This window comes from Fervidobacterium riparium (assembly GCF_025370035.1).
Taxonomy (GTDB): Bacteria; Thermotogota; Thermotogae; order Thermotogales; family Fervidobacteriaceae; genus Fervidobacterium; species Fervidobacterium gondwanense.
The window spans coordinates 1,515,692-1,529,044 of the sequence record NZ_CP009277.1; the positions used below are offsets into that span (position 1 = coordinate 1,515,692).

At 40.9% G+C, this 13,353-nt stretch carries 14 protein-coding genes; 12 read left to right on the top strand and 2 right to left on the bottom strand.

Annotation, left to right across the window (positions count from 1 at the left end; all coding sequences use genetic code 11):
• Positions 1–4: 4 nt before the first annotated feature.
• The 12 genes from IB67_RS07095 (at position 5) to IB67_RS07150 (ending at position 11,181) form a co-directional block, all read left to right on the top strand.
• Complete coding sequence (locus tag IB67_RS07095; RefSeq protein ID WP_498875196.1) at positions 5–1,006, top strand: ABC transporter ATP-binding protein; 1,002 nt, start codon at positions 5–7, stop codon at positions 1,004–1,006.
• Positions 990–1,985 (top strand): ABC transporter ATP-binding protein, encoded by a 996-nt coding sequence (locus IB67_RS07100; RefSeq protein WP_424695444.1) that lies wholly within the window; start codon positions 990–992, stop codon positions 1,983–1,985. Before IB67_RS07095 ends, IB67_RS07100 begins: the two co-directional genes overlap by 17 nt.
• Positions 1,986–2,118: 133 nt before the next feature.
• Complete coding sequence (locus tag IB67_RS07105; RefSeq protein ID WP_498875197.1) at positions 2,119–3,774, top strand: alpha-amylase family glycosyl hydrolase; 1,656 nt, start codon at positions 2,119–2,121, stop codon at positions 3,772–3,774.
• 168 nt (positions 3,775–3,942) lie between these two features.
• On the top strand, positions 3,943–4,632 hold the full coding sequence (locus IB67_RS07110; RefSeq protein ID WP_498875198.1) for a hypothetical protein: 690 nt from the start codon (positions 3,943–3,945) through the stop codon (positions 4,630–4,632).
• 107 nt (positions 4,633–4,739) lie between these two features.
• A complete protein-coding gene (locus IB67_RS07115; protein WP_245789653.1) occupies positions 4,740–5,501 on the top strand; it encodes a hypothetical protein in 762 nt (253 codons plus the stop codon).
• A gap of 70 nt (positions 5,502–5,571) precedes the next feature.
• Complete coding sequence (locus tag IB67_RS07120; protein ID WP_072760550.1) at positions 5,572–6,786, top strand: hypothetical protein; 1,215 nt, start codon at positions 5,572–5,574, stop codon at positions 6,784–6,786.
• 38 nt (positions 6,787–6,824) lie between these two features.
• Positions 6,825–8,792 (top strand): early set domain-containing protein, encoded by a 1,968-nt coding sequence (locus IB67_RS07125; protein WP_072760548.1) that lies wholly within the window; start codon positions 6,825–6,827, stop codon positions 8,790–8,792.
• 158 nt (positions 8,793–8,950) lie between these two features.
• Positions 8,951–10,129 (top strand): 6-phosphofructokinase, encoded by a 1,179-nt coding sequence (locus tag IB67_RS07130; RefSeq protein WP_498875199.1) that lies wholly within the window; start codon positions 8,951–8,953, stop codon positions 10,127–10,129.
• A 29-nt stretch (positions 10,130–10,158) separates the two neighbouring features.
• On the top strand, positions 10,159–10,383 hold the full coding sequence (locus IB67_RS07135; RefSeq protein ID WP_339745624.1) for a hypothetical protein: 225 nt from the start codon (positions 10,159–10,161) through the stop codon (positions 10,381–10,383).
• Between the two features lie 165 nt (positions 10,384–10,548).
• Complete coding sequence (locus IB67_RS07140; RefSeq protein WP_339745621.1) at positions 10,549–10,749, top strand: DUF1659 domain-containing protein; 201 nt, start codon at positions 10,549–10,551, stop codon at positions 10,747–10,749.
• Positions 10,746–10,964 carry a DUF2922 domain-containing protein gene (locus IB67_RS07145; RefSeq protein ID WP_339745618.1) on the top strand — a complete coding sequence of 73 codons (219 nt, stop codon included), beginning with the start codon at positions 10,746–10,748 and terminating at the stop codon, positions 10,962–10,964. Before IB67_RS07140 ends, IB67_RS07145 begins: the two co-directional genes overlap by 4 nt.
• Before the next feature lie 22 nt (positions 10,965–10,986).
• Complete coding sequence (locus IB67_RS07150; RefSeq protein WP_339745615.1) at positions 10,987–11,181, top strand: hypothetical protein; 195 nt, start codon at positions 10,987–10,989, stop codon at positions 11,179–11,181.
• Positions 11,182–11,243: 62 nt separating this feature from the next.
• Here IB67_RS07150 and IB67_RS07155 read toward each other — a convergent pair whose 3' ends face one another.
• Together IB67_RS07155 and IB67_RS07160 are read right to left on the bottom strand one after the other, a co-directional pair.
• Positions 11,244–11,882, bottom strand: a complete 639-nt coding sequence (locus IB67_RS07155; protein WP_339745612.1) for an HAD family hydrolase — start codon at positions 11,880–11,882, stop codon at positions 11,244–11,246.
• A 28-nt stretch (positions 11,883–11,910) separates the two neighbouring features.
• Positions 11,911–13,266, bottom strand: a complete 1,356-nt coding sequence (locus IB67_RS07160) for an MATE family efflux transporter (protein WP_339745609.1) — start codon at positions 13,264–13,266, stop codon at positions 11,911–11,913.
• Positions 13,267–13,353: the final 87 nt, after the last annotated feature.

Sequence of the window (13,353 nt, forward strand, 5' to 3'; positions counted from 1 at the left end):
AACCATGTCGGTGCTAAAAGTTGAAGATTTGAAGATGCATTACAAAACGAAAATGGGCTATGTCAAAGCCGTTGATGGTATATCTTTTGAATTGGAAGCCGGAGAGAGCCTCGGAATCGTTGGAGAATCAGGTTGCGGTAAGACATCGGTTTCAATGACCTTGCTGAGAATACTTCCAGAGAATGCCAAATTCATGGGCGGACACGTGTGGTTCAACGACAACGGCAAGATGGTCGACCTTGTCAGCTTGGAAGAGGAACAGATGAGACACTACAGGTGGAAAGGCATCTCGATGGTCTTCCAGGCGGCGATGAATTCTTTGAACCCAGTTTACAGAATCAGCGACCAAATCGTTGAAGCGATACTCAACCACTATCCAGACACTCCAATTGATGAAGCACGTTCAAAAGTTGCTAAACTCTTTGAACTTGTGACGCTTGATCCAAAGAGGATGGACCAATACCCGCACCAATACAGCGGTGGTATGAAGCAGAGGGCAGTCATTGCTCTATCTCTATCATGTGATCCGAAGGTGATAATAGCGGACGAACCAACGACTGCTTTGGACGTTATAGTACAAGATAAAATACTCAGAGAAATGAAAAAGATACAGAAGGAACTCAACATGGCGATGATTTATATTTCACACGATATTGCCGTTATCGCTGAAGTCAGCGACAAAATAGCAGTCATGTACGCCGGAAAATTCGTAGAACAAGCTGACTCGACAACCGTTTTCAAACGCCCAATGCACCCATACACATTCTTGCTCATGAACGCATTCCCAAGCCACGTTGGAGAAAAGAAAAAGCTCTTCACAATTCCAGGTGAGCCACCTAACTTGTTGAATCCACCGACCGGATGCCGATTTGCACCAAGATGTCCATGGGCAACGGACAAATGTAGAAACGAAGAACCCCCATACCAGGAGGTCGAAAAAGGACACTACTTAGCATGTTGGCATCCGCTTACAGAAGAGGTGAGAAAAGATGCGTTCAGAAAATAAAAATGTACTTCTTGAGATAAAGAACTTGAAAAAGTACTTCCCAGCAGAAAGAACACTGTTTTCAAGAGCCAAACACTTCGTGCACGCAGTCGACGATGTATCGTTTGAAATACTCGAGGGTGAATCTATTGGTCTTGTTGGTGAATCAGGTTGTGGAAAAACAACTACAGGAAGAATGGTTGTAAGACTTGAAACCCCAACTGCGGGAAGTATAAGAGTACTTGGGAAACCAATAGAAGAATACGAAAGAATGGAATATCACGGCATGGTGCAGATGATATTCCAAGACCCGTACGAATCGCTCAACCCGAGGATGACGATATTTGACATAATCGCAGAACCGCTGAACATCCACAATGTTGGCACGCTTGAAGAAAGGGAGGACAAAGTAGCGAGCTTGCTTCAGGAAGTCGGTCTAACGCCACCTGACAGTTTCTTGTGGAGATACCCGCACGAGTTGTCCGGTGGACAAAGGCAAAGAGTAGCTATCGCAAGAGCACTCGTTCTGAACCCAAAACTCATAGTTGCAGACGAACCGACATCGATGTTGGACGTCTCAGTCAGGACTGCTGTTATGGACTTGATGATGGAACTCCAACAGACGCACAAAATGAGCTATCTGTACATTACACATGATTTGGCGGTTGCAAGGTACATGGTCAACAGGATAGCGGTAATGTATCTTGGAAAAATAGTTGAGCTTGCAGAAACCGAAGAGCTTCTTCATAACCCGATGCATCCATACACAAGAGCGCTTATGGACGCAGTTCCAGTGCCTGATCCAGAGTACAAGAGAAACGAACCGAACATCATAGGCAACATCAGTGCACCAATCGACCCACCACCGATATGCAGATTCTACGACAGATGTCCATTCAAAGAAGAAAGGTGCAAAACAGACCCGCATCCTGAACTCAAAGAAGTTTCTTCTGGACACTATGTGGCTTGTTATCCAGTGCAGGAAGGGAAATTGAAATAAAAAGATGTAAAATGATAAAATCCCCCGGAGAAGAAAACCGGGGGATTTTTGTTTGGAAATGGGATTGTAATTGTTCAAATACTCTCAAAAATCATATAATAATAACTAGTCAGAAAAAGGAGGGACAATGCGGATGAAGAAAAATTTCTTGTATCTTATTGTGGTACTTTCCATCATTCTAATATTGACGCATTCGTGTGTGTTACTACAGGTTATAGGAAAGACAGAAATTCCAGAACCGTCTTCGAACACGATGTATTCGCTCCTCATACGTTCCTTCTACGATTCAGACGGAGATGGAATAGGGGACTTTCGCGGGGTAGCTCAGAAAGTTGAGTATTTCAAAGAATTGGGTATCGATACAATCTGGTTTTTGCCGTTTAACAAGGCAAAGTCTTATCACGGATACGACGTAGAAGATTACTATGATGTTGAGCCGGATTACGGAACTTTCGAAGAGTTCAAAGAAATGTTGAAGATATTGAATGAGAATGGAATAAGGGTTGTAATGGACCTTGTTGTCAATCACACAGCAGACACGCATCCGTGGTTCAAAGATGCTATTGAGAACACAACAAGCTCACCATACTGGAACTACTATATAATGACACTTGAGGACAAAACGGGTCAAAGCCACTGGCATTGGAAAATGAACTCAAAAGGTCAGAAAGTTTGGTATTTCGGATTGTTTGATGTGTCAATGCCGGATTTGAATTTCAGCAACCCGGCAGTAATGAAAGAAGTTAAAAAGATAATCGATTTCTGGTATTTGGTTGGTGTTGATGGATTCAGGCTCGACGCTCCAAAGCACTACATGGGGTGGGACTGGGATGATGGAATTACCCAATCCGCTCAAGTAGCGAGGCAGATAGAAAGTTATATCAGAACCAAGTATGGAAACGACGTAATACTTGTGGGTGAAGTCTTCGATGGCAATCCATCTGTTTTGTCACAGTTCGCACCACTGCCAGTGTTCAACTTCACATTTATGTACAACATAAGGTCAAACTACGAAGGACAAGACAACATACTCCGAAACACAACAAGCTGGGTCAATCCAAACAACTACAATCTGTCATCTAATCATTTCCCATTCATCGACAACCACGATTTGGATAGATGGATATCTGTTCTGATGGACCAAAAGTACTCTGGAAACGTCACTAACGGTACCAAGCAATATTTACTAACAAATGCTGTTTTGCTATCTTTGAAAGGAATCCCAACGATCTACTATGGCTGTGAAATAGGATTAAGGGGCTGGAAATGGGGACAAGATCCTTGGGACATGCCAGTTAGAGAACCTATGCAGTGGTACACAACACAATCAGGTACAGGACAAACTTACTGGACAAAGTCCGTTTATCAAGCAAAGAACATAACCTTTGGCAACGCAAATGCAGATGGTGCGATGTACGATGAACCAAACGACGGAGTTTCAGTTCAAGAGCAAGAAACAGGGTATACAATTCTAAACTTCTTCAGGCAGTTCATAAACCTTAGAAAAGAATATCCAGCATTATCGAAAGGGACGATAACGATTGAAAGGGACTGGAAGAATCTGATAGCGATTAAGAGAACTTACGGTTCACAGGAAATTCTTGTGTTAATAAACCTTGACCCGCAATATTCAAACAACTTCTCTGTCCCTGCAGGATACAAATGGATTTGGTATGCGTTCTTCAACGGTAGTAACTTTGAATTTGGTCCGAAAAATGAATTGCCACTGAGCCAAAACACGAACTGGACAGTAAACCCAAGGCAGATATACGTGTTTGTTAAGAACTAAAAATACAGTCACGACATGACTGTGGAAATTGTTCCACAAAAAATTTAAATCCATAATAAAAGTGTTAAAATTCAATTTGGTTGTGAAAATTTGAGTCTTACAACAACTCTATGTATGGGATTTTGAGAACAAGTTTCTTAAAACTTTTGAAAAGGGGAGGTAGAAGGTATGAAAAAGGTACTGTGGGTATTTGCGGTTGTTCTTGTTGGCTTGATGATTGCAAGTTGTGATTTACTGCAAAAACCACCATTGCTCAAGACTGTAACAGTTGACGGAAACTTGTCGGATTGGGAAAGTTACGTTTACACTGACGGTGCGACAGACTCACAATGGGGAGTAAACAAAGAAATACATAAAGCGGGTATACTCTTTGATGCCACGAACTTGTATATTGCCGGAGAGTTTACGAAAGAAGGATATGACAACTTCATGGTTATGGTTGATCTTTCCGGTGTAACAGGCGCAGCCGATACGGAAAAGCATCGATGGATAAGAAAATACAAATTCGAAAAAGGAGACGTAGACTTTGTTCTTGAGACTTGGGGAGATGGACTGGAAGCTTGGAGGTTTACAGCTACAGATTCCGCAACGATAACAAGTAAGGTTACGCAACAATCGCGCACAGTAGATGGTAGAAACGTGGTTGAGATTGCAGTTCCGCTTAAAGAACTTGGGGTGACTGATGCATCTAAGTTGTCTCTAAAAGCTGTTTTTGTCTTGACTGGAGGATTTACTGATAAGGAAAATAAACAATGGGCAGGAGACTTCTATCCGAATCAAGGATTTGAAACGGGCAACGGTGGCTATACTGGACCAATAGTTATAAAGAAGACAATATCAAACCCAACAAAGCAATGAGAAAACAATAAACTGGAATTTGTGATGTTCATCTTTAATCAAGAAGGGGCTTATGCCCCTTCTTTAATAGTAAATGCATACCGTTTATTGAAAAGGGGTGATCTTCTTTGAGAAACCTAAACAAAAATACTAAGAGAATCATATACATGGTTTTGGTTTTTGTACTATTTTTATTTCTTCTTGGAACCGCTTCAAGTTGTATGAGGATTCTCAATTTGCAGTTGCCAGATGGTGTATACGTCGTTGGGGAATGGAACGGCTGGGTTCCAACAGAAAGTGATAGGATGAGTTACAGCAGCACAGAAAATGCATATGTGTTCGAACTGCCTGTAGCGTCCATTACGTTTAACCCAAGCCGATCAGGGAGTGAATTTTCTATTGGTTGGTACAAGGTTATTTATAAATCTGATGGTGTTACGAAGGTTTCTTCCGCAATTCCTGTTTGGAAAGAAAACCTTGGCTCTGATGCAAAACTGACGATATATGCAACACCAACAACAATGGAAAATGGTCTAGCAAAGGGCGTCGGGGATAGCGAAAAGTTCAAAACAATTCAAAAAACTTGGTCAATAGGCGGGGAACTCAATAACTGGACGTTAGCTCAGGGCGTTATGACCTGGGACGATACTAACAAGGTCTTCGTATACGAGAAAACAAACTTCAGTGTGACCAAGAGTGAGTACAAATTCAAGCTTTCGAGAACCGATAATGATTGGAAACCTTGGGAATTGAATTTTGATGGCAAAAAATACGATGCCGGTATGGGGCAGGATGGTTCTGTTACTTTCCCAGAGAATGGCACTTATGATATCAAAATCACATATAACCCGAAATTTTCATTGCTGAAAGTTGAATACACGAAGAAATAATGTAGATAATTTTCTATGAGATTTAAAAGAGATTGAAGAGTGACTTGCTATTTTGCGAGGTGATGATGGCGTGAGAAATTTCAAAGTCATGAGTAAGAAGTTTGCACTGCTTTTGTGTATATTCTTCTCAGTAGTAAGTGTCTTCGCTTTGCAGTCGACGTTTTCTGCTAATTTCTCACTTGGTATTGACTTTTCAAACGGCTTTGGCGCACTGACAACATCTCTTTCAACAGAGTTCAGGATGAATCCAACTGCTTTTGGTAGAGATTTTGACCTTTCGGTGAGTTTGAAGGACGGCAATCTAGAATCTGCAAAGCTTTCGTTAAAGCTGGCCGATGTAAAGCTTAATCTGTACAAGAATGTTGGATTTATTACCACAAATGACCCTGTTGTGTTGTACAAAGTAGACGGGGGTAGGGATGGGATAGATATAAACTCAGCTATTGGCAAGCTTCTTTTAAGTGGAGATGTAATGTATTTAGAACTGCCAGTACCAGCCGTTCAAAATCACAACCTCATTTTCGGTAAAAGGAACAACAAATTTGATGTAGCCTTTGCGGGCTATCAAAAGGTAGTAGGGCTTAATTTGAATTATGAATTAATCCAGCAAGACGTTCTAAATTTCGAAACTAAGAATAGCTTTTTGTTCTTCTCAGTTGCTGAAGGTAATTACAACTGGGGCGTTAGGTACATCCTCGCCGGAGCGCCCGATTCAAGATTAGCTCTCAGCCCAACATATGTGAGCAATCAGAACGTTGTCACTGCGTGGTACAAATTTGGTACCACTCCTGCATTTAATGCTTATTTGAACACGAACTTCGATTTTGAGAATACTTTAGATGATTTACTCAACAATTCTGAAGCAGGTGTTGACATAAGCTATGGAATGTTTTTTATAAACCTTAAAAAGACAGATTTTTCAAGTATTACCGGCTTAATGCCGACCGAGTGGGGTAAGTTCTTAGTTACCTTTGGAAGCACCTTTACTTTGATGGATTTCTCTGGTAAAGCATCATACTCTTTTGGAAAACCTATCCATGGCTCAGTGAATACAATAGGGGAATTGTACTACATTGAGCTTGGCAAATCATTCGGTAACGTCTCTACATTTGCAAAATACCAGAAGATAATCGGATACTACGAGGAAAAAGATTTCTTCTTTGGTGAGCTGAAACTGACAGGATTCCAAAATGCCCAAGTTTCAGTTCAGGTTGGAAATGGAGATTTTGCAGGGAACAATCCTTTCAAACCAGTTCTAAACATCAATATAAATACCTGGTGGTAATCAATAATTATGAGAAAAATCGGGAGGTGTGTTAATTAATGAGGAGTTTGAGGCTGTTGAGAAACCTTATCATTGTTGTCATCTTACTCGCGTTTTCTCTCGTCTTTGCAGCTGTTGAGTACAGAGACGGGAAAGTTGTCTTCACATTTAAAGCACAAGCACAGGTTGTTTATCTTGCAGGGACGTTCAACAACTGGAGTCCAACCGCTTGGCCCATGAAACTTGTTGGTGATACATGGGTTTATGAAGTTGAATTGAAGCCGGGAACGTACCAGTATAAGTACGTTATAGACGGAAAAACCTGGAAAGAAGACCCCGAGGCTCCTGCTTATACAGACGATGGTTTCGGTGGCAAAAATGGGTTGTTCACGCTTACTCCAGAAGGGAAAATATTGGGAATGAGTGGTACTTCTACAGCAGGTAAAGATACTGGTAAGAAATATATTCTCAACGAAAAGCGACAAGATACTATATTTGTAGATGTCGATGGCTATGTAATTATCAGATACTACAACAAAGGTGCAAAGCAACCTTTCATCGCAGGTTCATTCAATAATTGGAAAGCCGACGATATGGCACTCTATTTCATTGAAGATGGCTGGTGGGAAGCTGTTGTTGAGCTCCAGCCTGGTATTTATGAATACAAGTTTGTTGTTGACGGAAACTGGATTGTTGATCCTAATGCGTTTGCTTTTGTAGACGATGGTTTCGGTGGTCAAAACGGTGTCTTTGAGGTTGTAAGAGAAGGTGGAAAATTAATTGTCAGGGCACCGGCGGGTGCCGTATCAGAAAGCGCCGAAAAACCAGAGAAGCCACAAACAACAGAGACCAGAGTAACAAAAGTAGAACAGACGAAACATCAAGTTTTAAAACCGGGACTCTCAATTGTCGATGGTAAGGTTATGTTCGTTGCTAAGAAGGATAACGCGCAGGAAGCCTACCTTGCAGGAACATTCAATGGATGGAATCCAAGAGGCCAGAAAATGCAGCTTATTGATGGTTACTGGGTAACGACACTTGCACTCCAGCCTGGCATCCACAAATACAAGTTCGTTTTTGTTATAGGCGGAAATGATGTCTGGGAAGAAGACCCGTATGCACCAGGGTACGAACCAGATGGATACGGTGGCAAGAACGGTGTTTTCAATCTCGTGCAGAAAGATGGAACTCTAAAAATAGAAGGAGCGGAGGCTCAGACCGATGGACTGCCCGTGAAAGGAAAATACGAATTCTCTTATTCGTTCCAAACAAACTCAACTAACTATCTTGTTTTCACAGGTGCGACAAGTAAGCTTACGCTTTCTTTCAATCCCAACCCAGACTTTTCAATTTCTTTGACCTACGGGGGAGCGGTGATCTCTAATGCATTGCTAACACTCAAGAATAACGGTCTGCTCGTAAGTTTTCACTATAGACAGGCATGGGCACTACCCGTTGAAGGAAAAGATACCGGAATAGTTCTTTCTTATGATCTATTTAAAGACACCAAATTTGTTCTTGGCTTGGGACACGAGAACAACAAACTTCCGTTTATAGCCGGTCTTGAATTTGGCGGCTTGAAGGTTTACGGTGCAAAAGATTATTATACTGATGATTATTCAGCTGTTGGTGAATTTTCTTTGCAATCTCCAGTGAACATCTCAGTAGTTGGACTTTACAGCCTTGACAACAGCTACTATTTTGCTTTCGGCTTGGAAGCAGAACAGTTCGGTTTTTCAGCCGATTTCGATGGTGAAAAGGTTGGAGTTGTCGGAACTTTGGCTCTTGGGAATGAGACTTTAAAGGCGTCAGGTTCATTTGGTATTTTTTCATTAGATATAAGTGCAGAAGTCACGTATATTGCTGAAAATTACAAGATTGGAGCGGGATACGAATCGCCAGCTAAGTTTTACCTGCTGCTCGGTTTATTTAACAAAGAAAAAGGTATCAACCTTAGAATCGAAAATCCAGACATTTCTAACATAATGTCTAATACCATAACTCTTAGCGGTTACGTGAATTTTTAGATTTCTAAGTGCATGCATAAAAGTTAGTAGAATATAAACCAAGATCAGCTCCGAGGGGAAATCCTCGGGGCTTTTGTTTATTCTTTTTCTTTTTATGGTAAAATATCGATAAGTATTTCTGTTCAGAAACTGCAGGAGATTATGGGGGTGTTCGTGTTATGAAAGCTTTGTACGCACAGTCGGGTGGGGTAACAAGCGTTATCAACGCAAGTGCATATGGGGTACTTGATGAAGCTCGCAAGAATGGTCTTGAGATATACGTCGGAATCAACGGCGTCACAGGTATTTTGAAGGAGAAGTTCTTAGATGCCAATGATTTAGATATTGAGTTCTTAAAATACACTCCGGCCGGTGCTTTTGGCTCGTGCCGAAAGAAATTGAAGAATGATGCTGATGTAGAGAAATTATTCGAGATTTTCCGAAAAAACGATATTAGATATTTCTTCTATAACGGCGGTAACGACTCTATGGACACCGCTTGGCGTTTGCAATTGGAGGCACAAAAGCGTGGGTACGAGCTGAAAGTTGTTGGTGTACCGAAGACAATCGATAACGACCTGCCTCACATGGACCACTGTCCAGGATTTGGGTCGGCAGCAAAATACGTAGCTATTGCAATGATGGAAGCAGCACTCGACTTGAGGAGCATGTATGTAGATTCAACTCAAGTTTTCGTCATGGAAATCATGGGAAGACACGCAGGTTGGCTGGCAGCATCAGCAGGACTGGGATGGATTAACGGAATAGGTGCTGATGTGATATTACTTCCTGAGCAACCATTTAACAAAGATGAATTTCTCGGAGCGGTTGAACGCGTAATTTCGCAAAAGGGATACTGTGCGATAGCTGTGGCTGAGGGTATAAAATATCCTGATGGGTTCTTTGTTTCCGATATGGGATTCACCGATAGTTTCGGTAATAGGCAGCTTGGTGGTGTTGGATTTACCATTGCAGGTATGGTTAGGTCAGAGCTCGGCTTAAAGACACACGTTGCGATTCCTGATTATTTGCAAAGAAGCGGTAGGCATATAGCGAGCGCAACAGACGTGGAGGAAGCAGAGATGTGCGGTAGGATGGCTGTCAGATACGCTCTCGAAGACAATTACGGTGTCATGGTCACGATGGAGCGCGTAAATGATGAACCTTATCAGATAAGATATTCATCTGTCCCGCTGAACTTGGTAGCCGAGCAGACGAAGATGTTACCAAAAGACTTCTTTGATAAATATGCGGTGACTGATAAATTCTTCAAGTACGCATTGCCGTTGATAAAAGGTGAGCCATATCCACCATTTAGAAACGGACTACCTGAATACAAGCTATTGAACTTGAAATAATTAAAAACTGGAGAGAAGGTGCAGAAACAATGTGGATATTCACCCTGATAGGTATCTTAGTGGTGTTGCTTGTACTGATAACGTTTTTGCCATTTCTTGCACCGCTATTGGTGTGGGTAATAGGTATAATCCTCTTTTTAATACTTTTGGCAATAGTGTATTTCTTCTTCATTGCGCTCCTTCCAGTAGTGGCAATTGGATTTTTAGTATGGATTATCTATAATGCCGTGAAAGTTTGGAGAAAAAAGAAATAAAATAATTTCAGATGAAGAACTGTTAAAGGGTTCGGATTCTTCCGAACCCTTAATTTTTTATTAAAGTGGGTCCTCGGGGAGATACATCTATTTGCCTGCGCAGGCAAGCGGAACAAGGGAAAAAGGAAACAAAGAAACATAGAGAATCAAAGTGGGGGTGCAAGAATGAAGAGGTTGGTTTTGCGTTGGATAGTCGGATATGATGAACTAAATAATCGTATCTACAGAAGGCAGACAATCAACGTAGATGATTCTTTTACTCAAGAGAATGCTCAAACAGTTGTAGACATTCTTGACAAATACTCAAAGTACGTTTGCGAAAGTGCACAAGTGGTAACAACGGAAGAAGTGGGTGATATTATATGAAAAGACTTACACTGATGTACAGAAAACCAGATGGAAATAGAACAAGAACTTACAGGATAAACATTCCAGAACCAGTAGATGCGATAAGTCCTTCAGAACTACAATCTGATATGCTGTTGCTCAAGCAACTTGGAGTAGTTCCATCAGATTCTGAACCAGACGAAGCAAGGCTCACAGAGACAAACGTGCAAATCCTTGTCAACTTTATTCAGTAATTAGCAAATAGTGGTGAGTCATATGAAATGGGTATGGGACATTCTAAAGCTCTTTATGTACCTTGTTGAAAGACCAGGCGAAGGTGAAAAGAAGAAAGCCGAAGTTATGGAGTTAATGGACGAGTTATACGATGAGTTAAATATTCAAATTCCAAGGGAAGTTTATCACCTAATTGTTTCTTCAGCAATAGATTATCTTGCTATTGTGCTCTTCTGATTTTATCACTAAGCGATTAAAATCGGGGTGTGTTAAAACACCCCGATTTTCATTTTCCAAAATTAGAATATTTCTCTCCACTTTTCCTCTTCTGAAACGTGAATGAACTTTATTCCTACCTTTTCACAAGCCTTGTCAAAGTCAGAATCGCCTATCATAACGCACTCGGCTGGGTGGAGTTTCAGCTTTTCGATAATCTCCTTGAAAAACAGAGGATTTGGTTTCGCGTACGTGCTGTTTTCCATGTGAGCGATGTAGTAGAACATTTCTGGATAGAGTCCGGAAAATTGTATTCGCTTATATGTCGCGATCCTTGGGAACAGTGGGTTAGATGCAAAAATAAGGGACTTGTTTGTCTTGTTAACGACGTCGATCAACTCTTTATTTGGTTGTGTGATTTGCTGTAGCTGGTCAAAATCTGTGTTGTAGAATTCTAAGAATTTATCAATCCAATGCTCTTTCAATTTTCCACTTCTTCTTGAAATTGCATTTCCGAATTTTTCGAATAGATTTGCGGAATTGTTAGGATCGGTGACCGCATCCTGAACAGAGCTCATGACCAAATTGAGAGTCTCTTCAAAACTCATGTTCAGCCTCTTGGATAAAAGGTCAAAATAGTTCTTTAAAAATTCATCTTCAGCGTTTTTGATTATCGTACCATCGTAGTCCAAAAAGATATAATTTATTTGAGAAACCTGCATACAATCACCTCATCTTTTTGAAAAATTATCACACGACCGCCTTTTTCCAATTTGAAAATTTGAAAAACGCATAAGTCACGAAGAAGACAATCAGATTGCTGATGATCATACCTATGAATACACCTTTGAATCCCAAAGTTACGGAAAGTAGAGCGATTATAGGAATTCTTATCGCCCACAATCTAAGTATATCACCTATCATTGTTAAGATGGTCTTTCCTGCACCGATGAGTGCGTTGTTGTAAATCATGTAAGCTGTGAATATGGGCATTGAAAACGATATGTATTTAAAGAAAATATCGCCCATCTCGATTACACCCGGGTCGTTTATGAAGAATTTCGTAACCTCTTTTCCATATATGAATGTGAGGAGAGAAAGCACGCCGATTATTGTGATGTTCCACCAAAAAGCTCGCTTAACAGTCTCTTCTGCGTCTTTGTACCTTCCGGCTCCAACGAATTGTCCAACCATTGCCGATACCGCACCTGCAAGTCCAAACGAAATCATTGAGACAAGGTTGGTCACTCTGTTACCGATACCGTAAGCGCTTATGACTATTGGCCCAAACATTGAAACATACTTCATTATCACCGCAAACCCTGCTGACGTTATAGACATACCAAGGGCGCTTGGTAGACCTAATTTAAGTATGAGTTTTATCAATTTCCAATCTGGCTTGAAGTCTTTCTTTTCAACTTTGATGTGTGCCCTTTTGGAAAAAACATGCCAGATGCTTATTCCTGCCGCAATGAACCTTCCGATATTTGTCGCCCAAGCTGCACCTGAAACTCCGAGTCTTGGGAAAGGACCTATACCGAATATTAATAGTGGGTCAAAAAGCATATTTATAAGATTCATATAAAGTGTGATCCGCATGCCGAATTGCGAGTCTCCAACCGCACGCATTGCCGAAGTAGTGGTGTTTATGACAAAGACGAGAGGAAGACCTATCATATCAACAATGTAATAGCTAATTGCATATGGTATTACTTCAATGCTTTTTTGACCTGCGATACCGTAAATTATTGGCTTGGTGAGAGCTATACCAATACTTGTAGACAATAGCCCAGCGACTATTGTCACCAAATACAATTGCCCCATCGATTTCTTCACTGCATTCAAATCCCGCCTGCCGTAATTTTGCGATACAATTGCTATCCCTGCATGAGAGAATCCCATTGCCAATGATATGAAGGTAAATATCACAGGCCACGTGATAGTTGAAGCTGAAAACTGGACAGGACCAAGCTTTCCAAGGAAATAGGAATCAACAATGTTGTATATCGTTTGAAGCGCGTTTGAAACAACAAGTGGCCAAGCTAAATGAAACAATGAATATTCAATTCTATGCGATAATACATCAACTTTTGCCAATTTCCTCACTCCCGAGAACTATAGTGATAATAATTCGTAATACGAACAATTCTAAGATTATTATATCACCAATTTTTTCCTAATCAACGTTTTTAA

Excerpts from the sequence above, each read along its gene's own strand:
- IB67_RS07095 (WP_498875196.1), top strand. The coding sequence starts at position 5 with ATGTCGGTGCTAAAAGTTGAAGATTTGAAGATGCATTACAAAACGAAA.
- IB67_RS07100 (WP_424695444.1), top strand. The coding sequence starts at position 990 with ATGCGTTCAGAAAATAAAAATGTACTTCTTGAGATAAAGAACTTGAAA.
- IB67_RS07105 (WP_498875197.1), top strand. The coding sequence starts at position 2,119 with ATGAAGAAAAATTTCTTGTATCTTATTGTGGTACTTTCCATCATTCTA.
- IB67_RS07110 (WP_498875198.1), top strand. The coding sequence starts at position 3,943 with ATGAAAAAGGTACTGTGGGTATTTGCGGTTGTTCTTGTTGGCTTGATG.
- IB67_RS07125 (WP_072760548.1), top strand. The coding sequence starts at position 6,825 with ATGAGGAGTTTGAGGCTGTTGAGAAACCTTATCATTGTTGTCATCTTA.
- IB67_RS07130 (WP_498875199.1), top strand. The coding sequence starts at position 8,951 with ATGAAAGCTTTGTACGCACAGTCGGGTGGGGTAACAAGCGTTATCAAC.
- IB67_RS07135 (WP_339745624.1), top strand. The coding sequence starts at position 10,159 with ATGTGGATATTCACCCTGATAGGTATCTTAGTGGTGTTGCTTGTACTG.
- IB67_RS07140 (WP_339745621.1), top strand. The coding sequence starts at position 10,549 with ATGAAGAGGTTGGTTTTGCGTTGGATAGTCGGATATGATGAACTAAAT.
- IB67_RS07145 (WP_339745618.1), top strand. The coding sequence starts at position 10,746 with ATGAAAAGACTTACACTGATGTACAGAAAACCAGATGGAAATAGAACA.
- IB67_RS07150 (WP_339745615.1), top strand. The coding sequence starts at position 10,987 with ATGAAATGGGTATGGGACATTCTAAAGCTCTTTATGTACCTTGTTGAA.
- IB67_RS07155 (WP_339745612.1), bottom strand. The coding sequence starts at position 11,882 with ATGCAGGTTTCTCAAATAAATTATATCTTTTTGGACTACGATGGTACG.